The sequence below is a fragment of the Cedecea lapagei genome, from assembly GCF_900635955.1.
GTDB classification, from domain to species: Bacteria; Pseudomonadota; Gammaproteobacteria; order Enterobacterales; family Enterobacteriaceae; genus Cedecea; species Cedecea lapagei.
In genome coordinates this window covers 1,293,717-1,317,901 of record NZ_LR134201.1, presented here as the reverse complement: position 1 = coordinate 1,317,901, position 24,185 = coordinate 1,293,717, and the positions used below count along the sequence as shown (strand labels likewise).

The window sequence follows — 24,185 nt, the reverse complement described above, 5'->3', positions numbered from 1 at the left end:
AACTAAGGTCGAAGCTTCATGTCCCCCATCGAAAAATCCAGCAAACTTGATAATGTCTGTTATGACATCCGCGGCCCGGTTCTGAAAGAGGCAAAACGCCTCGAAGAAGAAGGCAATAAAGTGCTTAAGCTCAACATTGGAAACCCCGCGCCGTTTGGTTTTGAAGCGCCGGATGAAATCCTTGTTGATGTGATCCGCAATCTTCCAACCGCCCAGGGATACTGCGACTCCAAAGGGCTGTTTTCTGCCCGCAAGGCCATTATGCAGCACTATCAGGCACGTGGAATGCGGGATGTGACCGTCGAAGACATCTATATAGGTAACGGCGTTTCTGAACTCATCGTCCAGTCAATGCAGGCCCTGCTGAATAGCGGCGACGAAATGCTGGTTCCAGCGCCAGACTACCCGCTCTGGACTGCCGCTGTCTCGCTCTCCAGCGGCAAAGCGGTTCACTATCTTTGCGATGAAGAGTCCGACTGGTTCCCGGACCTCGACGATATCCGCGCAAAAATCACGCCGCGCACGCGTGGCATCGTGATAATCAACCCGAACAATCCTACCGGCGCAGTCTATTCTAAAGAGTTGCTGCTTGAGATTGTCGAAATCGCTCGCCAGCATAACCTCATTATTTTCGCCGATGAGATTTACGACAAAATTCTTTATGACGACGCCGAGCACCACTCGATTGCGGCGCTGGCACCAGACCTGCTGACGATTACCTTTAATGGTCTGTCAAAAACCTACCGCGTGGCCGGTTTCCGTCAGGGCTGGATGGTGCTCAACGGGCCGAAGAAGCACGCAAAAGGCTACATTGAAGGACTGGAAATGCTGGCGTCGATGCGTCTGTGCGCCAACGTTCCGGCCCAGCATGCGATTCAGACCGCGCTGGGTGGCTACCAAAGCATCAGCGAGTTTATCGTGCCCGGCGGTCGCCTGTACGAACAGCGCAACCGCGCCTGGGAGTTGATCAACGAGATCCCCGGCGTCTCCTGCGTCAAGCCACGCGGCGCACTCTACATGTTCCCGAAAATTGACGCTAAGCGCTTTAATATCCATGACGACCAGAAGATGGTGCTGGACTTCCTGCTGCAGGAGAAAGTCCTGCTGGTTCAGGGCACAGCCTTTAACTGGCCGTGGCCGGATCACGTGCGCATCGTGACGCTGCCGCGCGTTGATGACTTAGAAATGTCGATTGCCAAACTTGGACGTTTCCTCGGCCACTACCATCAGTAAGCCTGTCGGGGGGCATTTGCAATGTCCCCCTTCTCCCCTCACAATGATCTCACCGAGTTGTCACCGCGAGAACGTTATGAGTCAGAGCCATTTCTTTGCCCACCTCTCCCGTCTGAAACTGATTAACCGCTGGCCGCTGATGCGCAACGTCCGCACCGAAAATGTGTCCGAACACAGTCTGCAGGTCGCCATGGTTGCCCACGCGCTGGCCGCCATCAAGAATCGCAAGTTTAACAGTAACGTTAACGCTGAAAGGATTGCGCTTCTGGCGCTGTACCACGATGCCAGCGAAGTGCTGACCGGGGATTTGCCCACGCCGGTAAAATACTTCAACTCGCAAATCGCGCATGAATACAAAGCCATTGAAAAGATTGCTCAGCAGAAGCTGATTGAGATGGTGCCGGAAGAGCTGCGCGATATCTGGGCGCCGCTGATTGATGAGCACCGCTGCAGCGAAGAAGAAAAAGCGCTGGTGAAGCAGGCGGATGCGCTTTGCGCTTACCTTAAATGCCTGGAAGAGCTGTCGGCAGGCAATAACGAGTTCCTGCTGGCTAAAAGTCGCCTGGAGAAAACCCTGGCCGAGCGGCAAAGCCCGGAGATGGACTATTTTATGCAGGTCTTTGTGCCAAGCTTCCAGCTCTCGCTGGATGAAATCAGCCAGGATTCGCCGCTTTAAAGGCTTCCCCCTCCCCCTTTCGGGGCGAGGGGAGCTATCAGAACGGGAACAGCATCGGCACCATCACAACGCTCACGATCATCACAATGATAGTAAACGGCACGCCGAGCTTCACGAAGTCGCTAAACTTGTAGTTACCCGGCCCCAGCACCAGCGTGTTCACCGGCGACGATACCGGGGTCATAAACGCCGCTGAGGCCGCCATCGCCACTATCATCGCAAAAGGATAAGGCGAAACGCCCATCGATTTGGCGGCGGCCAGCGCTATCGGTGCCATCAGTACTGCCGTTGCGGTATTGGAGATAAAAAGTCCGATAGCCGCACACATCACAAACAGGCAAACCAGCATGATGTAAGGCCCGTACCCGCCGCCGAACTCCATCAGCCCCTGAACGATTAAATCCACCCCGCCGGTTTTCTGCAGCGCCAGAGCAAAAGGCATCATCCCGACAATCAGGATAATGCTCGGCCAGTGAATCGCCTTATAGGCGCTTTCCATATCAATACAGCGGAACTTGCCCATCAGCAGGCAGGCAATAATCGCGGCAATCGGATTAGGAATTTCGTCAGTCAGCATCAGCGCGACCATCAGCGCCAGGCAGAAGATCGCATGTGGTGCCTGGCTATGGGCCGGCGAGGCGTCTCGTTCCTCCACCGGGAGATTGAGTACAAGAAAGTCGCGGTTCTGCTGTGAGAGCTGGTTAATCAGCTTCCAGTCGCCGACCACCAGCATAATATCGCCCAGCTGAACGGGCTCATCGACCAGCAGCCCTTCCATTGCTTCACCCGCTCGCCGTAAACCGACTACGTTAAGGCCGTATCGGGTTCGGAAGGCCATCTCTCTGATGGTCTGCCCGGTGAGCTCTGACTCAGGCAGCAGCGAAACTTCCGCCATGCCCACATCGAGCGCCTGATCCGAGAAATACTCGCCGCGCAGCACCATAGGCTCCAGCATTTGTTCGCCGCAAAACTCACGTAAATCAACCTCAGAGGCTGACATATCAATCAGCAAGACATCCCGCGCCCGGAATTCCGTTCCCCCTGTCACGTTGACAATCACACGCCGGAAGCGGCGCCAGCGCTCAAGGCCGATGACGTTAGCACCATAGCGCTCACGCAGCTTCAAATCATCCAGCCGGTGGCCGACCATCGGCGAACCGGGACGAATAGCCAACCGACGCGCCCGCCCGGTCAGGCGGTACTCTTTGATCAGATCGCGGAAAGAACGGCGCTTCCAGCTCTCTTTACCCGCCTCTTCACCCTGCCCTTTAAGCGCACAGCGAGCCACCAGCATATAAAGGATGCCAAGCACCAGCACCGCCAGGCCAATCGGCGTTACGCTAAAGAACTGGAAGCCCGCCAGCCCCTCGCGCAGCAGCTCACTGTTGATGACCAGATTGGGCGGTGTAGCAACGAGGGTCATCATGCCGCTGATCAGCCCGGCAAAGCTGAGCGGCATCATCAGTCTGGAGGGGGGGATTTTCATGCGCATTGAGACGCTGATAACCACCGGAATAAAAATGGCCACCACGCCGGTTGAGCTCATAAATGCGCCCAGCCCGGCTACCGTCACCATCAGCAGAATCAGCATTTTGGTTTCGCTGCTGCCCGCAACGTCCACCAGCCAGCTCCCCATTTTGGTGGCTACGCCGGTACGTACCAGCCCGTCGCCAATAATGAACAGCGCGGCAATCAGGATAACGTTCGGGTCGCTAAACCCGGAAAAGGCCTCGCTCAGGCTTAACGTACCGCTGAGGACAAAAGCCACAATCACCAACAGGGCCACCGCGTCCATACGCATCTTTCCTGTGGCGAACAGCAGGACGGCAACCCCCAGCAACGACAACACCCAAATGAGTTCCGAATTCAAAACGAGTCCCTGACTGGCTGAAAAGTGGTGAATTGAATGTAGACGAGAATGCCATAAAAAAACCCCGCAAATGCGGGGTTAAATCATGGGATTAGTGTTTTCTTAACACTTCGACCGTGCCGTCCGGTAATTTCTGGACCAGCAGCTCTGTCAGGGAGGTGAGGACGTAATCCACGTGCTCGAGCCGTGGTGTCTCCGCCGGGGCATTAACCGCAATCACGTGGCAGCCCGCAGCGAGTCCGGAAAGCACGCCGGCCGGGGCATCTTCAACAACCACACACTCTTCCGGCTCCAGCCCAAGCAGCCGGGCGCCGAGCAGATAGGCATCAGGTTCAGGTTTACCCCGCGCTACTCGCTCAGCCGTAACGAACACTTCCGGCTCAGGTAACCCGCCGGCACGACGTCGAGCCGACGCCACAGGCACGGAACCTGAAGTGACGATGGCCCAGGGAATACCGGCTTCATTCAGATGAGCAAGCAGTGCCGCAGCCCCCGGCAGAGCCACGATACCGTCGGTATCTTCAGATTCAAGCTTCTCCAGGCGGAGGAACTCCTGCTGGATCTCTTCCTCGGAGGCACCGGCCATGAAGTGGCGCAGTGAGGTAATAGCCTGCTTGCCATGAATGAAGCCCAATACCTCTTCCGGGGAAATATTAAAACGTTTTGCCCAGTTTACCCACGCACGTTCTACGGCAGGGAGGGAGTCAACCAGCGTACCATCCAAATCAAACAAGAAACCTTTACACTTCACTACGCGTCTCTCCTCAGGCGTTAATAATCTGCGCAATCTCGTTGGCGCTTAAGTGATACTGACGCGGGCAGGCATGCCACACCTTCAGCATTCGTTGGTATTTTTCCCACATCGGGGTTTGGGCGTTAAAGCCGTGGGTGCCGGCGTCAAAATGGGTATAACGACCTTCAATATTCACCATAAAGCGAACATAGCCCAGGAAGCGGGCTTCGGTGGCGGCGTCAAAGCCCATAAAGGTGACGCGACGTTCGTCGATGTCCTGACTCTCTTTCAGGTTGGTCCAGGAGACATGCAGCGCGTGATACATCTCCATGATGTCGATAACAACGCGGCAGGTTTCTTCTTTCAGCTCGCCAAACTCGCGATCCAGCTCGCGCATTTGCAGGCCATAGCCGCGTTCGATGATGGTTTGCAGACGACGATAGCGCTCGGCATTATCCGGGTCCATCATCGTCATCATCTTGTATTGGTTAGATAAAATCAGACGTTGCGCGTTAGTCATTTCCATTTCCTGACTCCTTTGGTGCATGGAAAGATACAGGTTATGACGGGAATAACCTGTAAGAAAGTGTGCCTTCCTTTATATGCGCAACCGTAGGGTAATTACAAATCATCCAGGAAAGTTTTATCCAGCTGTTTGAAGGCGCGCTTCAGCACGTCCGCCAGCGCCTGGTAATCCGGCTTGCCTTCAACCGGCGCCAGCGCCTGGCCAGCCTCCTGAAGTTTCATGCGAACGTCATAGAACCACTGTAGGGTTGACGGCGGCAGCGGCGTGACCGAACGTTTTCCGAGCCACCACAGCCCCTGCATCGGCAGGCTACAGGCAAAGAGCGCCGTCGCCACCGCAGGACCAAGCTGGCCGCCTAGCGCGATTTGCCAGCTCAGCGTAAACACCGCCAGCGGCGGCATAAAACGAATGGCGTAGCGGGTAGCGCGGATCGTACGGTTTTCAATAAACACCGGCGCCAGGCGCTTATCCAGCGGCCAGGTCTTCGAGTAGTGTTGCCCACGGCCGAACAAGCTAAACCAGCTAACATGGCTATTCTGGGGTGTCGACATGGCTCATACCTCAACTCTACATATAAAAAATAAAATAATTTTATAACTCAGCAACTCTAAATGACATCGTTCAAAAAATTTTGTCTTTACGAGCCTCTATCTGCTACCCTGTGCCGGCCTTGATGGCCGTAGTGGGGAAACCACACGCTGTCAAACATTCTTTTACATCGCCGTGACCTGCAGCTTCGGGAATATGGCATAAACTCTGAGTAATTTTCTTCGCCATGCCGAAAAACGCTTTTGGCATGACGTTAATCATAAATGTCCGCGTCATCATGCGCTACGCTGATAGACTCACTGACGTTTTTTTAGCCACGTATCAAAAATAGGTACTTCCATGTCGAGTAAGCTAGTACTGGTTCTGAACTGCGGTAGCTCATCACTGAAATTCGCAATTATCGATGCTGTAAACGGTGAAGAGTACCTTTCTGGTTTAGCAGAGTGTTTCCACCTTCCTGAAGCCCGCATCAAATGGAAGCTGGACGGCGCTAAACAAGAAGCGGCTCTGGGTGCAGGTGCCGCTCACAGCGAAGCTCTTAACTTCATCGTTAATAAGATTCTGGCAGAAAAACCAGAATTGTCTGCTCAGCTGACCGCAATCGGTCACCGTATCGTACACGGCGGTGAAAAATACACCAGCTCCGTGGTTATCGATGATTCCGTGATTCAGGGTATCAAAGATTCTGCCTCTTTTGCACCGCTGCATAACCCGGCCCACCTGATCGGTATCGCTGAAGCCCTGAAATCCTTCCCTGCGCTGGCTGATAAAAACGTTGCTGTGTTCGACACCGCGTTCCATCAGACCATGCCGGAAGAGTCTTTCCTCTATGCTCTGCCGTACAAACTGTACAAAGAGCACGGCGTTCGTCGCTACGGCGCACACGGCACCAGCCACTTCTATGTGACTCAGGAAGCCGCAAAAATGCTGAACAAGCCGGTTGATGAGCTGAACATCATCACCTGCCACCTGGGCAACGGCGGTTCCGTTTCTGCTATCCGTAACGGCAAATGCGTTGATACCTCCATGGGTCTGACCCCGCTGGAAGGCCTGGTGATGGGTACCCGCTCCGGCGACATCGACCCGGCTATCATCTTCCACCTGCACGATGCCCTGGGCATGAGCGTGGAAGAGATCAACAAAATGCTGACCAAAGAGTCTGGCCTGCTGGGTCTGACCGAAGTGACCAGCGACTGCCGCTACGTTGAAGACAACTACGCGACAAAAGAAGACGCTAAACGTGCAATGGACGTCTACTGCCATCGCCTGGCGAAATACATCGGCTCCTACACCGCACTGATGGACGGCCGTCTGGACGCAGTGGTCTTCACCGGCGGTATCGGTGAGAACGCCGCGATGGTTCGTGAACTGTCGCTGGGCAAACTGGGCGTGCTGGGCTTTGACGTTGATCACGAGCGCAACCTGGCTGCCCGCTTCGGCAAATCTGGCTTCATCAACAAGGAAGGCACCCGCCCGGCGGTGGTTATCACCACCAACGAAGAGCTGGTCATCGCTCAGGATGCATCCCGCCTGACCGCCTGATTCCCTCACCGCCAGCCTTAGCTGGCGGTGTTGTTTTCTGAGTCGAGCGAGCGCTCCTGCTCGCGAAAACGAAAGAGGTTATACCGTGTCCCGTACTATTATGCTGATCCCTACCGGAACCAGCGTCGGCCTTACCAGCGTAAGCCTTGGCGTTATCCGTGCTATGGAACAAAAAGGCGTTCGCCTGAGCGTCTTCAAACCTATCGCCCAGCCGCGTACCGGCGGCGATACGCCAGACCAGACCACCAGCATCATCCGCGCGAACTCCACCATCCCGGCCGCCGAGCCGCTGAACATGGGCCACGTTGAGTCCCTGCTGTCCAGCAACCAGCAGGACGTGCTGATGGAAGAGATCATCGCCAACTACCATGCGACCAGCAAAGATGCTGAAGTGGTGCTGGTTGAAGGCCTGGTACCGACGCGCAAACACCAGTTTGCTCAGGCGCTGAACTACGAGATTGCCAAAACCCTGAATGCGGAAATCGTCTTCGTGATGTCTCTGGGCAACGACTCTCCGGAGCAGCTGAAAGAGCGCATCGAACTGACCCGCAGCAGCTTCGGCGGCAGCAAAAACACCAACATCACCGGCGTTATCATTAACAAACTGAACGCCCCGGTTGATGAGCAGGGTCGCACCCGTCCGGACCTGTCCGAGATCTTCGACGACTCCAGCAAAGCGAGCATCGCTAACATCGATCCTAAGCAGCTGTTTGCCGACAGCCCGCTGCCGGTGCTGGGCTGCGTGCCGTGGAGCTTCGAACTGATTGCTACCCGCGCAATCGATATGGCTCGCCACCTGAATGCGACCATCGTAAACGAAGGTGACATCCATACCCGCCGCGTGAAATCCGTGACCTTCTGCGCGCGCAGCATCCCGCACATGCTGGAACACTTCCGCCCAGGTTCTCTGCTGGTCACCTCTGCAGACCGCCCGGACGTGCTGGTTGCCGCCTGCCTGGCCGCAATGAATGGCGTAGAAATCGGCGCTATCCTGCTGACCGGCGGCTACGAAATGGACCCGCGCATCAGCAAGCTGTGCGAGCGTGCTTTCGCTACCGGTCTGCCGCTGTTCATGGTTGACACCAATACCTGGCAGACCTCTCTGAGCCTGCAGAGCTTCAACCTTGAAGTCCCAACCGACGACCATCAGCGTATTGAAAAAGTGCAGGAGTATGTGGCAAGCCACATCGATGCTAACTGGATCGAATCCCTGACCGCGACCTCCGAGCGCAGCCGTCGTCTCTCTCCTCCAGCGTTCCGTTACCAGCTGACCGAACTGGCTCGTAAAGCCGGTAAACGCGTTGTGCTGCCGGAAGGTGACGAACCGCGTACCGTTAAAGCTGCAGCTATCTGTGCTGAACGCGGTATCGCGACCTGTGTGCTGCTGGGTAACCCGGATGAAATCACCCGTGTTGCTGCGGCGCAGGGCGTTGAGCTGGGCGCAGGCATCGAAATCGTCGATCCAGAAGTGGTTCGCGAAAGCTACGTTGCCCGTCTGGTTGAGCTGCGTAAGAGCAAAGGCATGACCGAAGCGGTTGCCCGCGAACAGCTGGAAGACAACGTCGTGCTGGGCACCCTGATGCTCGAGCAGGACGAAGTTGACGGCCTGGTTTCCGGCGCCGTTCACACCACCGCGAACACCATTCGTCCACCGCTGCAGCTGATCAAAACGGCACCGGGCAGCTCTCTGGTCTCTTCCGTGTTCTTCATGCTGCTGCCTGAACAGGTTTATGTTTACGGCGACTGCGCAATCAACCCGGATCCAACCGCAGAGCAGCTGGCAGAGATCGCGATTCAGTCCGCTGACTCCGCCGCCGCTTTCGGTATCGACCCGCGCGTTGCCATGCTCTCCTACTCAACCGGTAATTCCGGCGCAGGTAGCGACGTTGAGAAAGTGCGTGAAGCTACCCGTATCGCTCAGGAAAAACGCCCTGACCTGGTCATCGACGGTCCGCTGCAGTATGACGCTGCGGTAATGGCCGACGTTGCTAAGTCTAAGGCACCAAACTCTCCTGTTGCGGGCCGTGCGACCGTGTTCATCTTCCCAGACCTGAACACCGGTAACACCACCTATAAAGCGGTACAGCGTTCTGCAGACCTGATCTCCATCGGGCCAATGCTGCAGGGTATGCGCAAGCCGGTTAACGACCTGTCCCGTGGCGCGCTGGTGGACGATATCGTCTACACCATCGCTCTGACCGCGATTCAGTCGGCTCAGCAGGCGTAAGCAAGCTGGGATCGGAAAAGGCAGCCAACTGGCTGCCTTTTTTATTGCTTCAACCGCTACAGCAGCTCCTTAGCCGCCTTCACGATCTCTGCCGCCGTCAGGCCATATTCCTGCTGCAGGAAGTCCTGCGTCCCGACCTGGCCGTAACGCTCCTTCACGCCAACTCTGCGCATCGGCACCGGGCAGGTTTCCACCAGCACCTCCGCCACCGCTGACCCCAGCCCGTTGTGAATGCTGTGGTTTTCACAGGTGACGATACGCCCGGTTTTCTCGGCGTAATTCTTCACCAGCATGCGGTCGATAGGCTTAAGGGTAAACATGTCGATTACCGCCGCGCTGACGCCCTCCTGCTCCAGCTGCTGAGCCGCTTTCAGCGCTTCTGCAACCATAATCCCGTTGGCTATCAGCGTGATGTCCGTCCCTTCGCGCAGCACATTGCCTTTGCCGATGGTGAAGGTCGAGCCCTCCTCATAAACGGTGGCCGCCTGCTTGCGGATAGTGCGAACCCAATAGAACCCTTCCAGCTCAATCAGCTGACGCAGGATGTCTTTAAACATCACCGCGTCCGTCACCTCCAGCACGATGGAGTGCGCCAGCCCACGCACAATGCCCATATCTTCGAACGACATATGGGTGCCGCCGTTATGGCAGGCCGTGACCCCTGCGTCAGAAGCGATAACCTTGACGTTATTCCGCTGGTAATCCAGCGACATAAACAGCTGGTCAAAGCAGCGGCGGCTGGCGAAGGCGGTAAAGGTATGAACAAACGGCTTACGCCCGGTCAACGACAGGCCCGCCGCCACGCCAATCACGTTGGCTTCCATGATGCCGCAGTTGATCACGTGCTGCGGGTTATCTCGCTGCACGCCGTCCATCGCCATCGAACTCATCAGGTCGGCTTCCAGCGCAATAATGCCGCTATCTGCGCTAATCTGCTGCTGAATAAACCCGGCGTAGACTTTACGCATTTCGACGGCGTCCTGGCCGCCGCTCTGGCTTACCTTAATCATGTTCCGCCTCCAGCTGCGCTATGGCCTGTTCCAGCACCTGTTTTGACTGCTCCGTCAGGCGGAGATGGTGGGAGTTACCCAGTTGCTCAAGATACGGCACGCCCTGCCCTTTAACGCTATCGAGGATCACCACCAGAGGACGCTGTTCGCCGCTGCGCACGGGCTTCACCGCCGCCAGCAGACCGGCAATGTCATCGCCTTTCACCTTCACCACGTCAAACCCGAAAGCGCTAAACTTCTCTTCCAGATCGAATGCACAGATAATTTCATCCAGCTCACCGTCCAGCTGCTGCTTGTTCCAGTCGACAAACACCGTCAAATTATTAAGGCGATGATGCGCAATAAACTGGAAAGCCTCCCAGCACTGCCCCTCGTTCAGCTCGCCGTCGCCGACGATGCTGAATACCCGGTTGCGGCGCTGCGCCAGCTTGTGGGAGAGCGCCATACCGGCGGCAATCGAAATCCCCTGCCCCAGTGAACCGGTGGTGGCGTCCACGCCGCGGGTTTTCAGGCGATCGGGGTGGCTAGGCAGGCTGGTGCCGTTCTGGTTTAGCGTGGCCAACTGCTCGACCGGGAAATATCCTTTCAGCGCCAGCGTGCTGTATAGCGCTGGGCCAGCGTGTCCTTTCGACAGCACAAAGTAGTCACGCTCAGCCCAGTCAGGGTCGCCCGGATCGATATTCATCACCTCGCCATACAGCACCGCCAGCGTTTCCACCACCGACATGCTGCCGCCGTAGTGGCCGAACCCCAGCTGGGTGAGCGCTTTCAGCGTCTCCACCCGGATATCACGCGCAAACCGCGTGACGTCTGCCAGCTCATTCATTATTTTGCTCCCGTATTGTCTTCAGTGTGTACGGCAGGAGTGCCTTTTCCTTTGCCCAGATAGTTAAACCCGACCAGCATCGCAAACAGCGCTACCACCAACGCGGTAATGGCCGCAGGAGACAGGAAGCGAGCGAGGTTGCCCAGGATAATGCCCACCACGCCAAAGTCAGCGTCGGAGAAAGTGGTGTTGGCGAAGCCAAGCGCCCCAAGGACCGGCAGCAGCAGGACTGGCAGGAAGGTGATAAGCAGGCCGTTGGCAAAAGCGCCCGCCATGGCGCCGCGGCGACCGCCGGTAGCGTTACCAAACACACCGGCAGTGGCACCGGTAAAGAAGTGAGGGACAACGCCAGGCAAAATCAGCACCAGTTTCATCTGCCCCAGCAGGAACAGCCCGGCGAGACCGCCGAGGAAGCTGAACAGGAAGCCAATCAGCACCGCATTTGGCGCGTAAGGGTAAACCACCGGGCAGTCCAGCGCAGGACGAGCGTTTGGCACCAGTTTCTCAGAAAAGCCGGTAAACGCCGGGACGATTTCCGCCAGAATCAGACGCACACCCTGCAGGATGATAAACACGCCTGCAGCAAAGGTAATCGCCTGAATAATGGAGTAAACCAGGAAGTTCTGACCGCCGCTAAGCTTCTCCTCTACATAGATCTGGCCCGCGCAAATCGCCAGGATCATATAGATGACGATCATGGTCAGAGAGATGGAGATTGAGCTGTCGCGCAGGAAGCTCAGATTCTTCGGCAGGTTCATCTCTTCCGTAGAGCGTGAGCCTTTACCAAATTTACTGCCGATCCAGCCGGACAGAACGTAGCCCAGCGTACCGAAGTGGCCAAAGCCGATATCATCGGTGCCCGTAATGCGACGCATATAGCGCTGGGCAATGGCCGGGAAGAACGCCATGATCAGGCCAAGGATCAGCGAGCCGGTAAATACCAGCGCCACGCCTTCAAAGCCCGCCACCGTCAGGATGACGCTGATCATGCACGCCATGTAGAACGTATGGTGGCCGGTCAGGAAGATGTACTTCAGGCGGGTAAAGCGAGCCACAATAATGTTCGCCACCATCCCAAAGGCCATGATTAGCGCCGTGGATGCTCCGTATTTTTCCAGCGCGATAGAAACGATCGCCTCATTGTTAGGAATAATGCCCTGGATATTAAATGCATGTTCAAACATACCGCCCAGTGGATTTAAAGAGCCCACTAATACGGTGGCGCCGCCGCCCAGAACAATAAAGCCCAGAACGGTTTTAATTGATCCTTTTACCACATCAGAAAATGACTTCTTTTGCGCAACCAGACCAATTAAGGCTATCAGCCCGACGAGAATAGCCGGGACCTTTAGAATATCAACAATAAAATTCAGCGTGCCAAGGATAAACATATCCGCCTCCGCTTATATCCGTCATACTTCGAATGCAGGCCGCGTTGACTGCCTGCAATTCGAATTATTTTGGCTATATATTATTATGATTAACGGCCGGCAAAATAAGCGCGCAGCTTATTTTCCAGCTCATTGATATCGATGATGTTGTTGATCACCACCAGCTGGCTGTCCGGCAGGCTTGCGCTGGCGGCAATGTCTTTCGCCATCACAAACACATCCGCCGCCCCCGGCGTAGCGGAAGATAAATCAGAGTGCTCAACCTCTGCTTCAATATTAAGTTTTTTAAGCACCTTTTTAATATTCATTTCGACCATAAAACTACTGCCCAGGCCAGAACCGCAGATTGCCATTATCTTCATAGTGAATACCTTATTTTTAGTAGAGTACGGGCGCATCGCATTTTTCAATGCAACGTAAAAAATCAGGGTGTTAAATTAAAAAATCAGAATCTGTTAATTATTTTTTGTATTTCCTCCAGGTTATTGGCCTGATGCAGTAATACCATGTCTTCATCGCTGGAAAAGAGTTCAGCGAGCGCGGAAATCATTTCAATGTGGCTGTGGCTGTCGGCTGCCGCCAGCATAACAATAACGTCAACCGGATCGTTGCCTTCAGAATGGAAGCTGACGCCCTGCTTCAACTTTAACAGCGACAGCCCAGGTCCGGTCGCGCCCTCTTCTGGACGCGCATGCGGCATCGCCAGACCCGGCGCCAGCACATAGTAAGGCCCCAGCTTTTGATGCTGCTGCAGGATGGCCGTCAGATAATGTGGGGTAATAATCCCTGCGTCCAGCAGCGGCTGGGCGCTAATCTCCAGCGCCTGCTGCCAGCTCGCGGCCCCGTCGTGAAGCTGAATAGTCCCCGGATGCAGCCATTGATTGAGCACGATAACCTCTCGTAATCGACGTTGATGATGGGCAAACTTTATTCAACGGCCCCGGGTTTAACTGTGATTGATATCACAAAGATAGCGCTACCAATAACTATCGCTCGATTTTGTGATAGCGCTATCAAATTGCAATCATTGTGTTAAATCGCATCAAGTGCCTCGATTTCAGGCGTATACTTGAGCGATATTTCCCCTTCTTTTTCAGGGGCCAACGTCAGCCTGACGTTTTCAGGTCAAGAATCAGGAATCACAATGTCCATAACCCGAAAGCGGCGTAGTACCGGTAAGGTGACGCTTGCAGATGTGGCGCAGCTCGCGGGAGTCGGTACCATGACCGTCTCGCGAGCGCTAAGAACTCCGGAGCAGGTTTCCGACAAATTACGTGAAAAAATCGAAGCGGCGGTTTCTGAGCTGGGCTACATGCCAAACCTGGCGGCAAGCGCGCTGGCATCTGCCTCTTCGTACACCATTGCGATGGTGGTCCCAAGTCTCGCAGAATCTGGCTGCAGCGAAATGTTTGCCGGCCTCCAGCAGGTGCTGCAGCCGGCGGGATATCAGATAGTGCTTGCGGAATCCCAGCACCGGCTGGAGCTGGAAGAAAATCTGCTGGAAACGCTGCTTGCGTCGAATATCGCGGCGGCTATCTTGCTGAGCGTTGAACATAGCGACACGGTGCGCGGCTGGCTTAAACACGCCAGTATTCCAGTGCTTGAGATAGGCGCCACGCGGGCCGATCCCCTGGATATGAATATCGGCATTGATAACGTCGCAGCCATGTTTGAGCTGACGGAAATGCTTATCCATCGAGGCTACCAGAACATCGGCCTGCTGTGCGCCAACCAGGAGCAGTGGATTTTTCAGCAGCACCTGCATGGATGGTACAAAGCGATGCTGCGCCACCATATGTCGCCCAACAGGGTGATCAATGCTGCGGCGCCGCCGAATTTTTCCACCGGGGCCGCACAGCTCCCGGAATTTTTGCTGGCCTGGCCGGAGCTGGATGCGCTGGTGTGCGTCTCCGACGAACTGGCCTGCGGCGCGCTGTATGAGTGCCAGCGTCGGCGGATCAAAGTCCCTGACGACTTAGCCATCGTCGGGTTTGGTGACAGCGACGTAAGCCGCGTTTGTCAGCCTGCGCTGACCACCATTGCGGTACCCCATCGTAAAATTGGGATTGAGGCGGGACGTGCTCTGCTGGCGAGGATAAACGAAGAGGAGTGGGATCGCAGCCCGACTATCGCCTCATCGTTGTGCATGAGGGACAGCTGCTGATTTCTCCTCACCCGGGTCCCTTCCCTGTGGGAAGAGGATCGGGGTGAGGATAAACAGTTACGCGCTCTCTTCGCTTTGTGATTCATTTTTGGCGTTGCGTGTCATCCACAGCGCCAGCGCTTTCAGTGAATCAGGGGTAAATTCATCGCAGCGCGCGGTAATCTCTTCAGGGGACATCCAGCTGACTTCGCTGACCTCTTCTTCCTGCAGAGCAAAGGGGCCGTGAGAGACACAGCTGAATAAGCCACCCCAAACGCGGCAGCTGTCGTCTTCAAAGTAGAACTGACCGTGTTCGGCAAACGGCACGCCTGCAATGCCAAGTTCTTCTTCCGCCTCACGGCGTGCAGACTCCAGCATTTGTTCATCCGCCTGCACAACACCGCCCGCGGTGGCGTCAAGCATGCCGGGCATAAAGTCTTTGATTTCGGTACGACGCTGTACCAGAATTTTGCCCATACCGTCGTGAACCACAATATAGGTCGCGCGATGACGCAGCCGCTGCGCACGCATTTGCTCGCGGCTAGCCTGTGCGATGACCTCATTGTCTTCATTAACGATGTCTACCCATTCCGTGCCGACAAAATGACTCTGTTCCACCATCGGGAAACCTTATTCAGGGGCGCTCTTACGGCGCGTTATTGGATTAACCTGTCAACGTTACGGGGTAATGCTCACCTGTGCAATAACCCCTTCACTCTCCAGCGTGCGAACGGTCAGAACACCATCATCCAGCATCCCGTAACTGGCTTCGAAACCGCCCTTCGGTAGGCTGACAGAGCCTGGATTAAACAAATAGATCTGTTCGTGCTTTTCTGCAACCGGAAGATGCGTATGACCGAAAATCAGAACATCGCCAGCGGATAATGGCGGCATGTGTCCCGGATGATAAAGATGGCCGTGGGTCAGAAAAAGCCGCTGCTGTTCCAGCAGAACCTGCTGCCAGGGCGCGGTGAGGGGAAATTCGAGCAGCATCTGGTCCACTTCACTGTCGCAATTTCCTCGTACCGCGATTATTTTTTCGGCAACGGTATTAAGCGAGTCCGCGACGCCGGGTGGATTGTAGCCTGCAGGCAGCGCGTTACGCGGGCCGTGGTTCAGTATATCGCCCAGTATCACCAGCCATTTCGCTCCGCTTTGCGCAAAGCGTTCCAGTACTTTTTCCGTTGCGGGTAACGAACCGTGAAGGTCCGAGGCAAACATCAGCTTCATTTATCCCTGGCTCCTGTCATGATAGTCAGCCAATGATAACGAATTCTCTGTCAGCTATCAGCCTGCGTTTTTGGCCGACAGCGCCAGCCAAAGCTGCACCGAAGCACGCTGCCACTGGAAGCTGGCATACTCTTTCAGGCGATCTGGCACCTCGTCACCGTTAAGAATCAGGCGGTTGAGCATCAGCGCCAGATCGGTATCGGCAATCGACCACTCGCCAAATAAGTTCTGCTGCCCTTGCGGGAGCAATCGCTCTGCGGTAGCGAGCAGCTTCTCCGCCGCCTGCTGCCCGGCAGAGCTAAGCGCGGGCTTCTGCTCGCCAGCAAACACCACTGCCGTCGAACGCTCTTCCCTGATGGGCATCAGATCGCTACGCAGCCACGCCTGAACCTGACGCGCGCGGGCGCGTTTTTCAATGTCGTGAGGATAAATACGTTCCCACGTCGGTGGGGCAAAACGCTCTTCCAGATACTCATCGATGGCTGAGGATTCGCTGAGCACAAACTCCCCAACCGCCAGCACAGGTACGCGACGAGTGAGATCGAAGCCCTTCCAGCCCGGCTTTAAATTCTGACCGCTGGCGAGGTCGACGGTTTGCAGCGAAAAGGCAAGCCCTTTCTCTTTCAGGGCCACAAAAACAGAAAGCGCATAGGGGCTGAAATAGTGGCTATCGGTCCACAACGTAATGGCAGGCTGGCTCATCATATCCTCATTTATTCGCGCGTCAGGTTATTGAACATAGAGCGAAAAAAACCTTTTGTCACCCGCTTAAAGCGCACCATTCCGGTGCGGCATGAATAAAAGCGCCTATACTCGATAGGTTTCTTAAAAAATGAGCTAACCCCTGGAGTGACCATGATCGATCTTTATTATGCGCCTACCCCAAACGGCCATAAAATCACCCTTTTTCTTGAAGAAGCGGGGCTGGAGTACAAAATCCACCGCATCGATATCGGCAAAGGCGACCAGTTTCGCCCGGCTTTCCTGGCTATCTCACCGAACAATAAAATTCCTGCCATCGTCGACCATAAACCGGCCGACGGCGGCGAGCCGCTGAGCCTCTTTGAGTCCGGCGAAATCCTGCTTTATCTGGCCGATAAAACCGGGTTGCTCCTCAGCAAAGAACTGCGCGCCCGCAACGCCACGCTGCAGTGGCTGTTCTGGCAGGTAGGCGGCTTTGGGCCTATGCTGGGCCAGAACCACCATTTCAACCATTTTGCTCCCCAGCCCATTCCCTATGCGATTGAGCGTTACCAGGTCGAAACACAGCGGCTGTACGGCGTACTCAATAAGCAGCTTGAAACAGCCCCCTGGCTTGGCGGCCATGATTACAGCATCGCAGACATCGCGACCTACCCGTGGGTGGTGTCTCATGAGCGTCAGCGCATTGACCTGGCCAATTTCCCTGCCGTCCGTAACTGGTTTGAAAGAATACGAACCCGGCCGGCCACCGTGAAGGCTTATCAGCAGGCGGAGAAGGCGTAATCGTTCAGGTTTTTTCCCGCGCTGGTGTATTCTGTTGCGGGAAAAGACCAATAAGGAACCTGCAATGTCATCCGTGCAACCAGACGCCATTATTCGCATTAAAAATCTGCGCCTGCGTACTTTCATTGGCATCAAAGAAGAAGAGATAGCCAATCGACAGGACATCGTGATTAATGTCGCCCTCCACTACCCCGCAGGCAAAGCCAGGGCCAGCGAGGACATCAACGATGCGCTTAACTACCGCACCGTCACCAAAGAGATTATCCAGTTGGTCGAGAATAACCGCTTCTCGCTGCTGGAAAAATTAACTCAGGATGTGCTGAATATCGCATGTGCTCATCCGTGGGTGACATATGCTGAAGTGGAGATCGATAAACTTCACGCGCTCCGCTACGCCGACTCTGTCTCCATGACCCTGAGCTGGCAGCGTTAAGCGCTTTTTGTTGGGAGAAACGTTATGGAAATCCTGGTGACCGGCGGCAGCGGATTGATCGGCCGCCATCTGGTAACTCGTCTGCTCGAACTGGGCCATCAAGTCTCGGTCATCACGCGATCGCCGGAAAAGGCCCGTAAGGGATTGGATAAACGCGTGGCGCTGCTTAAAGGATTCGAGGGCTTACAGAATCTCGACGCCTTTGATGCGGTGATAAACCTCGCCGGCGAGCCGATTGCCGATAAGCGCTGGACCGAGGAGCAAAAGCAGCGCCTGTGCCAGAGCCGCTGGCAAACGACCGAGCGGCTGGTCGAGCTGTTTAAGGCCAGCCAGCAGCCTCCCAAAACGTTTATTTCCGGCTCGGCCACCGGCTACTATGGCGACCTCGGGGAAGTGGTCGTTACCGAAGATGAACCGCCTCATAACGAATTCACCCACAAGCTTTGCGCGCGCTGGGAGCAAATCGCCTGCGGCGCACAAAGCGAAGCTACCCGAGTTTGCTTATTGCGTACCGGCGTGGTGCTCGCCCCAAAAGGCGGAATTCTCGCCAAAATGCTGCCGCTGTTCCGGCTGGGGCTGGGCGGCCCCATAGGCAATGGCCGCCAGTATCTGGCGTGGATCCATATCGACGATATGGTGAACGGCATTCTCTGGCTGCTGGATAACGACCTGCGCGGGCCGTTTAATATGGTTGCCCCTTACCCGGTTCGCAATGAGCAGTTTTCCCACGCTCTTGGCCATGCGCTTAAACGCCCGGCTATTTTTCGCGCTCCGGCTACGGCGATTCGTCTGCTGATGGGGGAATCTTCTGTGTTAGTCCTTGGCGGGCAGCGGGCGCTGCCTAAGCGCCTTGAAGAGTCGGGCTTTGGCTTCCGCTGGTTCGACTTAGACGAAGCGCTGGCTGATGTGATTCGCTGATAGCAAGAAGCCGGGGTTAACGCCCGGCTTTTTATTTTACTGCTCCGCGGTGCTCATTTCCCCTGCGGCTGTTTTCCTCTTCAGCCGTTTTGGCTGCGGGACCTTAATAATAAACGTCAGCACGCCCGCAAACAGATAAAGCCCGGTATAGGCCCATACCACGCCCACAATGTCGAAGAACGGCAGGATCAGCGAGGCGATAGCCGGCGCCACAAAGTTGCTCATCCCCGCCGACAGGTTATAAATAGAAATGGCCGCCCCACGGTGATGCGGCTCCAGCGTTGGAAACACCGCCGTCATCGGCACAAACGCCGCAACGAAGGTGCCGAGCATGACCGCCGGGATCAGCGCAACCCAGAAGTTATGCCCTACCCACACGGGCAGGTAGTAGAATGTCAGGCTGGAAATCGCCATGCCTAAACAGCCGAACCAGCGTACCTGGCGGATCCAGCCGATGTACTCCCCCATAATGCCCCAAAAAATATTGGTGAAAATGGTCACAAAGAAGAACACCGCCCAAATCTGCAGCCATTCAGAAATCGTGAAGCCAAGGCGATCAACAAACAGCAGCGGCATCACAATCGCAAAGCCAAACAGCGACAACGTGTTGATGATGCGGATCAGGCAGGCATAAAACACATCCCGGTTACTAAACAGAATGGTTACCGCCCGCGACATCTCCGTCATTTTCTCGCGCAACGGCAGATTAACGCGCGAGCGGTCAACCGGCACATTGCGTAGGCTGAAGAAGGCGATAAGCCCACCGCACATTACCCACGCGATGGCCATCCACAGCGTGCCCGTTTCGCCAAATGCCGGGATAGTCAGGCTTGGCAGATAACTCCCCACCACGCCAATCCCGATAGAGTACATAGCCCAGAACCAGCCGGTCGCCGCCGCCAGCCTCTCACGCGGTACGACCTGCACCAGCATCAGCATGAAGGAGTAGATAAATAGCGGATAGGCCAGGCCACGAATGCCGTAGAACAGCAGCATCAGCGTGTAGTTGTGCATCCCGAGTCCAAGCGTCATAAACAATGCGTGCATCACAACCCAGGTGACAAAGCCAATGAGCATCGCTTTTTGCGGGGTGATAAGCTCAGCCACGACGCCGGAAGCCCATGCCGCAAGCCCTGCCGCAAGGCCGTACATAGTAAACACCATCGCCGATTGCGCGGGCGTGAAGCCCATATCGGTAATGTGCTTAGACAAAAACGCCATCTCAAAACCATCGCCGCTCATAAAAATAGCGATGGCGATAAATCCCCACAGCAGATGTTTGGGTAAACCAAACCAGTAGTGTTTAGATTGCATCACACTCTTCCTCGTTCACGGGTACAGGGGTTCCCGGCGACGGAAAAGCCGCCGGGAAGGCAGTCAGGGCAGCAGCTTACGAGCCGCTTTTTGTTGTTGGTAAAGCAGGTGGAACACGGACAAACGCTGCTGCAGCACGTTTTGCAAGGCTTTGCGCGGCGTGAAGCGCTGCTGGACGGGAGGCTTGCGGCAAACCACTTCTTCCACACCGCCGTCGGCCAGCCAGCCAAGGCGAGCTGCGCCGAGCGCGCCGGAAGAGCTGGCCGGATGCGTCACAATCGGCACATCCAGCACGTCGGCAATCAGTTGCGCCCAGATAGCGCTGCGGGCGCCTCCACCGGTCAGGCTGCATTGGGTAATCTGGCTGCGGGACGTCTCCAGCACGGCCATACCGTCCGCCAGGCCAAAGGTCACGCCCTCAATCACCGAATACCCTAATAAGGCGCGGTTGGTTTCATGGTTTAACGCAAAGAAGCTCCCCATGGCGTGAGCATCGTTATGGGGCGTACGCTCGCCTGAAAGATAAGGCAGGAAAACCGGGGCATGCTTTTTCTGCTCGTCGCTAAGCCCTGCCATCTCTTCCATGAGCTGGCTTTCAGTAACCGACAGCAGATTACACACCCAGCGCAGGCAGCTGGCGGCGCTAAGCATCACGCTCATCTGGTGCCAGCGCTGAGGCAACGCGTGGCAAAAGGCATGAACGCCGGATTCAGGACGGGTTTGCAGCTCGTCGTTTACCACGAAGATAACGCCTGACGTGCCGAGCGAAATAAACGCGTCGCCATTATTCACCGCGCCAACGCCAACGGCAGAGGTAGCATTATCGCCGCCGCCACCGGCGATTTTGACGCCGGAGCTGAGCCCCCACTCGGTTGCCAGGGCTGAGTGCAAAACGGCACTGACTTCACTGCCCTCCACCAGGCTCGGCATATGGCCGCGCGCTAGCCCGGTCGCGGCCAGCAGTTTATCTGACCAGTCGCGCTTCGCCACGTCCAGCCACAGCGTGCCGGCAGCGTCTGACGGCTCAGAGACAAACTCACCGCTCAGCCTCCAGCGCAGGTAGTCTTTCGGCAGCAATATTTTGGACACGCGGGAAAATATTTCCGGCTCGTGCTCTGCCACCCAGCGCAGCTTCGGGGCTGTAAAACCGGGCATCACCAGGTTGCCGCTGATGGTCAGAAATTCCGGATGTTCTTCCGTGAGCTGGGAACATTGTTGCGCGCTGCGAGTGTCGTTCCACAGAATGCATGGGCGCAGCACCTTACCCTCATCGTCCAGCAGCACCGCACCGTGCATCTGCCCGGACAGGCCAATCGCGCGGATCTGCGCCCAGGCATCAGGTAGTTGCTGGCGCAGGGTAGAAATGACCTGCTGCGTCGCCTGCCACCAGGCCTCAGGATCCTGTTCAGCCCAGTGTGGATACGGACGCTGAACGGTCAATGCCGCGTGGGCAGAGCCCTGAATTTCGCCCTGTCCGTCAATGAGCAGCGCCTTTAGCTCAGAGGTGCCGATATCGATTCCAAGATACATAGCGCCTCCTTAAGCTGTCGCCAGCGGCTGCTGCGGAGATGCTATCCACGCCTCCAGGCGAGCAACGGTACGCTCCATCAGCTCATAGAAAGCTGAGGAATGTGCGAGTTCGGCAAACAAGGTTTCATCGCTGACAAAGGCCTTGAGCGGCTCATGAGAAGCGAACAATGCACGAATAGCATCGTCCTGCATGACTCCGTCCTGGTACTGGTAAGGCAGCTGGCCCTGCGCCCAGCGCTGCAGGAACAGGAAGAACAGCGCGGGCAGAACCGCCGTGGCCGCAGGCTCCTCACCCCGCTGGTAGCACTCAATCAATGTTGGAGTGATAAAGCCAGGGATCTTGGACAGGCCGTCGGCAGCAACGCGCTGGTTAGTATCTTTGATATACGGATTGCTAAAGCGGGCCAGCACAACATCGCGATACTCGGTCAGATCCAGCGGGCTTGGTGACAGCGAAGGAATGACATCCTCCGTGACGTAGTCCCATGCCATCTGCTTAATCGGCTGCTGCACGGTGCTTTCATCAATGTAGCTCAGGCCGGTTAGCGTGCCCGCCCAGGCAATGCAGCTGTGGCTGGCGTTCAGAATACGGATTTTTGCCTCTTCATACGGCAGCACGGATTTCACCATTTCGACGCCAGCGTTCTCAAGCAGCGGGCGGCCGTTGATAAAGTCGTCCTCGATAACCCACTGGATAAAGGACTCCCCCATCACCGGCACTTTGTCGTCGAATCCGGTAGCAGCTTTAACCCGGGGGGCAATGTCCGCCGTAGGGCGAGGGGTAATACGGTCAACCATGGTATTAGGCGAAACGGTGTGGGTAGTCACCCAGTCGAACAGAGCGTGGTCGCCCTTCGCCTTAAGGAATGAAAGGAAACCGTGGCGGAAACGTTCGCCGTTGTGGCGCAGGTTATCGCAGTTAAGCAGCGTTACCGGCTCACCGCCGTTGCTCATACGCTGATGCAGAATGCGGCTGAGCGCGCCGTAAAGCGTAGTAATGCCTCCTGCAAGATCGGTTTTAACGTCCGCCTGATTAACGTCCAGCTCGTGCTGCGGCGTCAGGTAATACCCGGCTTCGGTCACGGTGAAGGCAATCACGCGGGTCGATGCCTTTGCGCCCTCTTCAACCAGGGCTGTAATCTCTCTGTCCCACGGCAGCACTTTGCGGATGGAGGAGATCTTTTCGTAGGTACGCTCGCCTTTTGGAGTGACGGTTTCCAGCACGTATTCGCCGCGCTGCGCCTCAAGCTGGGCCAGCAGCTCGCCGGCATCGTTACGTATGTTGCCCAGCGAAATACTCCAGCCGTCGTCGCCCTGCTGTATCAGCTGATTGAGATACCACGCCTGGTGAGCACGATGGAAAGAGCCCGCGCCAATATGCATCCATACCGATTTCGTCGTCATAATCCACCTCAAATTAAGCATTTGTCATTTTCATGGGCATTTGCCCGTTTGTTGTAGTCTAGTGGCGGCGGGTGCCCTCTTTCTGAGATCAAACTCACATCGACAACATTTGCCCATAAAAATGACTTTTGCCCAATTACCAACAAAGCAGGCGAAGAGTAGAATGCGTTTCAAAGAGTCATAAGGTGTCGCCATGAGCAGAGAAGAGAAAAAACAGGAACAAGCCGCGCGAGTCGCCTGGATGTATTACGTGGCGGGGATGACGCAGCAGGATATTGCCCGCGAGCTGGGGATTTCACGGCAGGTCGCCCAGCGGCTGGTTTCTTCCGCCCGCGAACAGGGAATGGTGACGGTGAAAATCGCCCATCCGGTCGCCCGTTGCCTGAAGCTGGCGCAGCAGGTCCGTGAACGTTTTGGTCTGGAAGTCTGCCGCGTGGTGCCTTCTGAAGGACTGGACGACGACGCCATCCAGCAGATGCTGGCGGTGGAAGGTGCCGAGGTGATGTCGCAGTTTATCGCCGACGAGCAGCCTCAGGTCTTTGGCATTGGATCGGGGAAAACGCTGCGCTCGATAATTGACGTGCTTCCCTGGGTCGAACGTCCGCAGCACCACTGCGTTTCGATGATAGGGGCAATTGCGCGTGATGACTCGGGTACGCGCTATGATATGCCGCTCAAAATGGCGGAAAAAATGCAGGGAAAATACTTTTTCATCCCCGCTCCGCTATATGCCGACAGCGAAGAAGACCGCGACATGTGGTGTCGTCATAAAGTGTACCAGCGAGTGGCAGATCGAGCGCTGGCGGCCAACGTTGCGTTTCTCGGCGTTGGCGAGGTGGATATCGGCTGCCCGCTGAACGCCGAGGGCTTTATTACCGACGAGCAGGTCAAAATGCTGCACGACCGGGGCGTTGCCGGTGAAATGCTGGGGCATTTCTTCGACCACGGCGGCCAGCGCATATACAGCGAGCTGGATGCCCTGCTGACCAGCGTGCCGCTGCAAAGCGATAACCCACGTAAGATCATCGCTTTCTCCGGTGGAGAGCGGAAGTTTACCGCCGTCAAAGCGGCATTGATCGGCCGCTGGATGTCAGGCCTGGTAACGGATGAGAGTACGGCGGTGAGGTTGCTGGGCGAGGAGTGAT

General features: G+C 56.0%; 25 protein-coding genes. 9 read left to right on the top strand and 16 right to left on the bottom strand.

Features of this window, described 5'->3' with window-relative positions; translation table 11 throughout:
* Positions 1 to 18 precede the first annotated feature (18 nt).
* The gene (gene alaA / locus EL098_RS06505) at positions 19 to 1,233 is read left to right on the top strand and encodes an alanine transaminase AlaA (protein ID WP_126355505.1); all 1,215 of its coding nucleotides are present in this window, start codon (positions 19 to 21) and stop codon (positions 1,231 to 1,233) included.
* Positions 1,234 to 1,309: 76 nt separating this feature from the next.
* Complete coding sequence (gene yfbR / locus EL098_RS06500) at positions 1,310 to 1,909, top strand: 5'-deoxynucleotidase (RefSeq protein WP_126355504.1); 600 nt, start codon at positions 1,310 to 1,312, stop codon at positions 1,907 to 1,909.
* 37 nt (positions 1,910 to 1,946) lie between these two features.
* Here the strand turns inward: yfbR and EL098_RS06495 are convergent, their stop codons facing one another.
* The 5 genes from EL098_RS06495 to EL098_RS23155 form a co-directional block, all read right to left on the bottom strand.
* Positions 1,947 to 3,779, bottom strand: coding sequence for an SLC13 family permease (locus EL098_RS06495; RefSeq protein ID WP_126355503.1), 1,833 nt, complete (start codon positions 3,777 to 3,779; stop codon positions 1,947 to 1,949).
* A 91-nt stretch (positions 3,780 to 3,870) separates the two neighbouring features.
* Positions 3,871 to 4,566 carry a sugar phosphatase gene (locus EL098_RS06490; protein ID WP_269462196.1) on the bottom strand — a complete coding sequence of 232 codons (696 nt, stop codon included), beginning with the start codon at positions 4,564 to 4,566 and terminating at the stop codon, positions 3,871 to 3,873.
* Positions 4,544 to 5,038, bottom strand: a complete 495-nt coding sequence (locus tag EL098_RS06485) for a YfbU family protein (protein ID WP_126355501.1) — start codon at positions 5,036 to 5,038, stop codon at positions 4,544 to 4,546. Before EL098_RS06485 ends, EL098_RS06490 begins: the two co-directional genes overlap by 23 nt.
* Before the next feature lie 95 nt (positions 5,039 to 5,133).
* On the bottom strand, positions 5,134 to 5,589 hold the full coding sequence (yfbV, locus tag EL098_RS06480; RefSeq protein WP_126355500.1) for a terminus macrodomain insulation protein YfbV: 456 nt from the start codon (positions 5,587 to 5,589) through the stop codon (positions 5,134 to 5,136).
* Between the two features lie 103 nt (positions 5,590 to 5,692).
* Entirely contained in the window at positions 5,693 to 5,848 is a 156-nt protein-coding gene (locus tag EL098_RS23155; RefSeq protein ID WP_164716787.1) for a hypothetical protein, read from the bottom strand.
* A 78-nt stretch (positions 5,849 to 5,926) separates the two neighbouring features.
* On the opposite strand from EL098_RS23155, the gene ackA reads away from it, so the two are divergent.
* Entirely contained in the window at positions 5,927 to 7,129 is a 1,203-nt protein-coding gene (gene ackA, locus EL098_RS06475) for an acetate kinase (protein WP_126355499.1), read from the top strand.
* Positions 7,130 to 7,214: 85 nt separating this feature from the next.
* Positions 7,215 to 9,356 (top strand): phosphate acetyltransferase, encoded by a 2,142-nt coding sequence (gene pta, locus EL098_RS06470; RefSeq protein WP_126355498.1) that lies wholly within the window; start codon positions 7,215 to 7,217, stop codon positions 9,354 to 9,356.
* Between the two features lie 56 nt (positions 9,357 to 9,412).
* Here the strand turns inward: pta and EL098_RS06465 are convergent, their stop codons facing one another.
* From EL098_RS06465 to EL098_RS06445, 5 genes are all read right to left on the bottom strand, one after another.
* Positions 9,413 to 10,366, bottom strand: coding sequence for a transketolase family protein (locus EL098_RS06465; RefSeq protein ID WP_126355497.1), 954 nt, complete (start codon positions 10,364 to 10,366; stop codon positions 9,413 to 9,415).
* Positions 10,359 to 11,192 carry a transketolase gene (locus EL098_RS06460; protein ID WP_126355496.1) on the bottom strand — a complete coding sequence of 278 codons (834 nt, stop codon included), beginning with the start codon at positions 11,190 to 11,192 and terminating at the stop codon, positions 10,359 to 10,361. The genes EL098_RS06465 and EL098_RS06460 overlap by 8 nt, the downstream gene beginning before the upstream one ends.
* Positions 11,192 to 12,583: a PTS ascorbate transporter subunit IIC gene (locus EL098_RS06455; protein WP_126355495.1), complete on the bottom strand. Its 1,392-nt coding sequence runs from the start codon at positions 12,581 to 12,583 to the stop codon at positions 11,192 to 11,194. The genes EL098_RS06460 and EL098_RS06455 overlap by 1 nt, the downstream gene beginning before the upstream one ends.
* 89 nt (positions 12,584 to 12,672) lie before the next feature.
* Positions 12,673 to 12,945, bottom strand: coding sequence for a PTS sugar transporter subunit IIB (locus tag EL098_RS06450; RefSeq protein ID WP_126355494.1), 273 nt, complete (start codon positions 12,943 to 12,945; stop codon positions 12,673 to 12,675).
* A gap of 83 nt (positions 12,946 to 13,028) precedes the next feature.
* Positions 13,029 to 13,472: a PTS sugar transporter subunit IIA gene (locus tag EL098_RS06445; protein ID WP_126355493.1), complete on the bottom strand. Its 444-nt coding sequence runs from the start codon at positions 13,470 to 13,472 to the stop codon at positions 13,029 to 13,031.
* Positions 13,473 to 13,727: 255 nt separating this feature from the next.
* On the opposite strand from EL098_RS06445, the gene EL098_RS06440 reads away from it, so the two are divergent.
* Positions 13,728 to 14,747: a LacI family DNA-binding transcriptional regulator gene (locus EL098_RS06440; protein ID WP_126355492.1), complete on the top strand. Its 1,020-nt coding sequence runs from the start codon at positions 13,728 to 13,730 to the stop codon at positions 14,745 to 14,747.
* Positions 14,748 to 14,804: 57 nt separating this feature from the next.
* On the opposite strand, the gene yfcD is transcribed toward EL098_RS06440, so the two are convergent.
* Genes yfcD through yfcF form a run of 3 tightly spaced genes read right to left on the bottom strand, consistent with a single transcriptional unit; the run spans position 14,805 to position 16,658 of the window.
* The gene (gene yfcD / locus EL098_RS06435) at positions 14,805 to 15,347 is read right to left on the bottom strand and encodes an NUDIX hydrolase YfcD (RefSeq protein ID WP_126355491.1); all 543 of its coding nucleotides are present in this window, start codon (positions 15,345 to 15,347) and stop codon (positions 14,805 to 14,807) included.
* A 57-nt stretch (positions 15,348 to 15,404) separates the two neighbouring features.
* A complete protein-coding gene (gene yfcE / locus EL098_RS06430) occupies positions 15,405 to 15,956 on the bottom strand; it encodes a phosphodiesterase (RefSeq protein WP_126355490.1) in 552 nt (183 codons plus the stop codon).
* A gap of 57 nt (positions 15,957 to 16,013) precedes the next feature.
* The gene (yfcF, locus tag EL098_RS06425; protein ID WP_126358366.1) at positions 16,014 to 16,658 is read right to left on the bottom strand and encodes a glutathione transferase; all 645 of its coding nucleotides are present in this window, start codon (positions 16,656 to 16,658) and stop codon (positions 16,014 to 16,016) included.
* A gap of 153 nt (positions 16,659 to 16,811) precedes the next feature.
* Here yfcF and yfcG point away from each other — a divergent pair, with 153 nt between their 5' ends.
* From yfcG to EL098_RS06410, 3 genes are all read left to right on the top strand, one after another.
* Positions 16,812 to 17,441 carry a GSH-dependent disulfide bond oxidoreductase gene (gene yfcG, locus EL098_RS06420; protein ID WP_126355489.1) on the top strand — a complete coding sequence of 210 codons (630 nt, stop codon included), beginning with the start codon at positions 16,812 to 16,814 and terminating at the stop codon, positions 17,439 to 17,441.
* Positions 17,442 to 17,505: 64 nt separating this feature from the next.
* Positions 17,506 to 17,874 (top strand): dihydroneopterin triphosphate 2'-epimerase, encoded by a 369-nt coding sequence (gene folX, locus EL098_RS06415; protein WP_126355488.1) that lies wholly within the window; start codon positions 17,506 to 17,508, stop codon positions 17,872 to 17,874.
* A 24-nt stretch (positions 17,875 to 17,898) separates the two neighbouring features.
* Complete coding sequence (locus EL098_RS06410; RefSeq protein ID WP_126355487.1) at positions 17,899 to 18,792, top strand: TIGR01777 family oxidoreductase; 894 nt, start codon at positions 17,899 to 17,901, stop codon at positions 18,790 to 18,792.
* Between the two features lie 36 nt (positions 18,793 to 18,828).
* On the opposite strand, the gene EL098_RS06405 is transcribed toward EL098_RS06410, so the two are convergent.
* The 3 genes from EL098_RS06405 to dalD form a co-directional block, all read right to left on the bottom strand.
* Entirely contained in the window at positions 18,829 to 20,106 is a 1,278-nt protein-coding gene (locus EL098_RS06405) for an MFS transporter (protein ID WP_126355486.1), read from the bottom strand.
* Positions 20,107 to 20,169: 63 nt separating this feature from the next.
* The gene (gene xylB / locus EL098_RS06400) at positions 20,170 to 21,636 is read right to left on the bottom strand and encodes a xylulokinase (RefSeq protein WP_126355485.1); all 1,467 of its coding nucleotides are present in this window, start codon (positions 21,634 to 21,636) and stop codon (positions 20,170 to 20,172) included.
* A 9-nt stretch (positions 21,637 to 21,645) separates the two neighbouring features.
* Positions 21,646 to 23,040 carry a D-arabinitol 4-dehydrogenase gene (dalD, locus tag EL098_RS06395; RefSeq protein ID WP_126355484.1) on the bottom strand — a complete coding sequence of 465 codons (1,395 nt, stop codon included), beginning with the start codon at positions 23,038 to 23,040 and terminating at the stop codon, positions 21,646 to 21,648.
* 193 nt (positions 23,041 to 23,233) lie between these two features.
* Here dalD and EL098_RS06390 point away from each other — a divergent pair, with 193 nt between their 5' ends.
* Positions 23,234 to 24,184, top strand: a complete 951-nt coding sequence (locus tag EL098_RS06390; RefSeq protein ID WP_126355483.1) for a sugar-binding transcriptional regulator — start codon at positions 23,234 to 23,236, stop codon at positions 24,182 to 24,184.
* The last annotated feature ends 1 nt before the right edge of the window (position 24,185 follow it).

Coding starts and splice junctions, on each gene's coding strand:
- EL098_RS06440 (WP_126355492.1), top strand. CDS start 13,728: ATGTCCATAACCCGAAAGCGGCGTAGTACCGGTAAGGTGACGCTTGCA.
- folX (WP_126355488.1), top strand. CDS start 17,506: ATGTCATCCGTGCAACCAGACGCCATTATTCGCATTAAAAATCTGCGC.
- yfcE (WP_126355490.1), bottom strand. CDS start 15,956: ATGAAGCTGATGTTTGCCTCGGACCTTCACGGTTCGTTACCCGCAACG.
- yfbV (WP_126355500.1), bottom strand. CDS start 5,589: ATGTCGACACCCCAGAATAGCCATGTTAGCTGGTTTAGCTTGTTCGGC.
- EL098_RS06455 (WP_126355495.1), bottom strand. CDS start 12,583: ATGTTTATCCTTGGCACGCTGAATTTTATTGTTGATATTCTAAAGGTC.
- EL098_RS06450 (WP_126355494.1), bottom strand. CDS start 12,945: ATGAAGATAATGGCAATCTGCGGTTCTGGCCTGGGCAGTAGTTTTATG.
- EL098_RS06410 (WP_126355487.1), top strand. CDS start 17,899: ATGGAAATCCTGGTGACCGGCGGCAGCGGATTGATCGGCCGCCATCTG.
- xylB (WP_126355485.1), bottom strand. CDS start 21,636: ATGTATCTTGGAATCGATATCGGCACCTCTGAGCTAAAGGCGCTGCTC.
- yfcD (WP_126355491.1), bottom strand. CDS start 15,347: ATGGTGGAACAGAGTCATTTTGTCGGCACGGAATGGGTAGACATCGTT.
- EL098_RS06485 (WP_126355501.1), bottom strand. CDS start 5,038: ATGGAAATGACTAACGCGCAACGTCTGATTTTATCTAACCAATACAAG.
- EL098_RS06390 (WP_126355483.1), top strand. CDS start 23,234: ATGAGCAGAGAAGAGAAAAAACAGGAACAAGCCGCGCGAGTCGCCTGG.
- ackA (WP_126355499.1), top strand. CDS start 5,927: ATGTCGAGTAAGCTAGTACTGGTTCTGAACTGCGGTAGCTCATCACTG.
- yfcF (WP_126358366.1), bottom strand. CDS start 16,658: ATGAGCCAGCCTGCCATTACGTTGTGGACCGATAGCCACTATTTCAGC.
- EL098_RS06465 (WP_126355497.1), bottom strand. CDS start 10,366: ATGATTAAGGTAAGCCAGAGCGGCGGCCAGGACGCCGTCGAAATGCGT.
- alaA (WP_126355505.1), top strand. CDS start 19: ATGTCCCCCATCGAAAAATCCAGCAAACTTGATAATGTCTGTTATGAC.
- EL098_RS23155 (WP_164716787.1), bottom strand. CDS start 5,848: ATGATTAACGTCATGCCAAAAGCGTTTTTCGGCATGGCGAAGAAAATT.
- EL098_RS06405 (WP_126355486.1), bottom strand. CDS start 20,106: ATGCAATCTAAACACTACTGGTTTGGTTTACCCAAACATCTGCTGTGG.
- EL098_RS06460 (WP_126355496.1), bottom strand. CDS start 11,192: ATGAATGAGCTGGCAGACGTCACGCGGTTTGCGCGTGATATCCGGGTG.
- yfbR (WP_126355504.1), top strand. CDS start 1,310: ATGAGTCAGAGCCATTTCTTTGCCCACCTCTCCCGTCTGAAACTGATT.
- dalD (WP_126355484.1), bottom strand. CDS start 23,040: ATGACGACGAAATCGGTATGGATGCATATTGGCGCGGGCTCTTTCCAT.
- yfcG (WP_126355489.1), top strand. CDS start 16,812: ATGATCGATCTTTATTATGCGCCTACCCCAAACGGCCATAAAATCACC.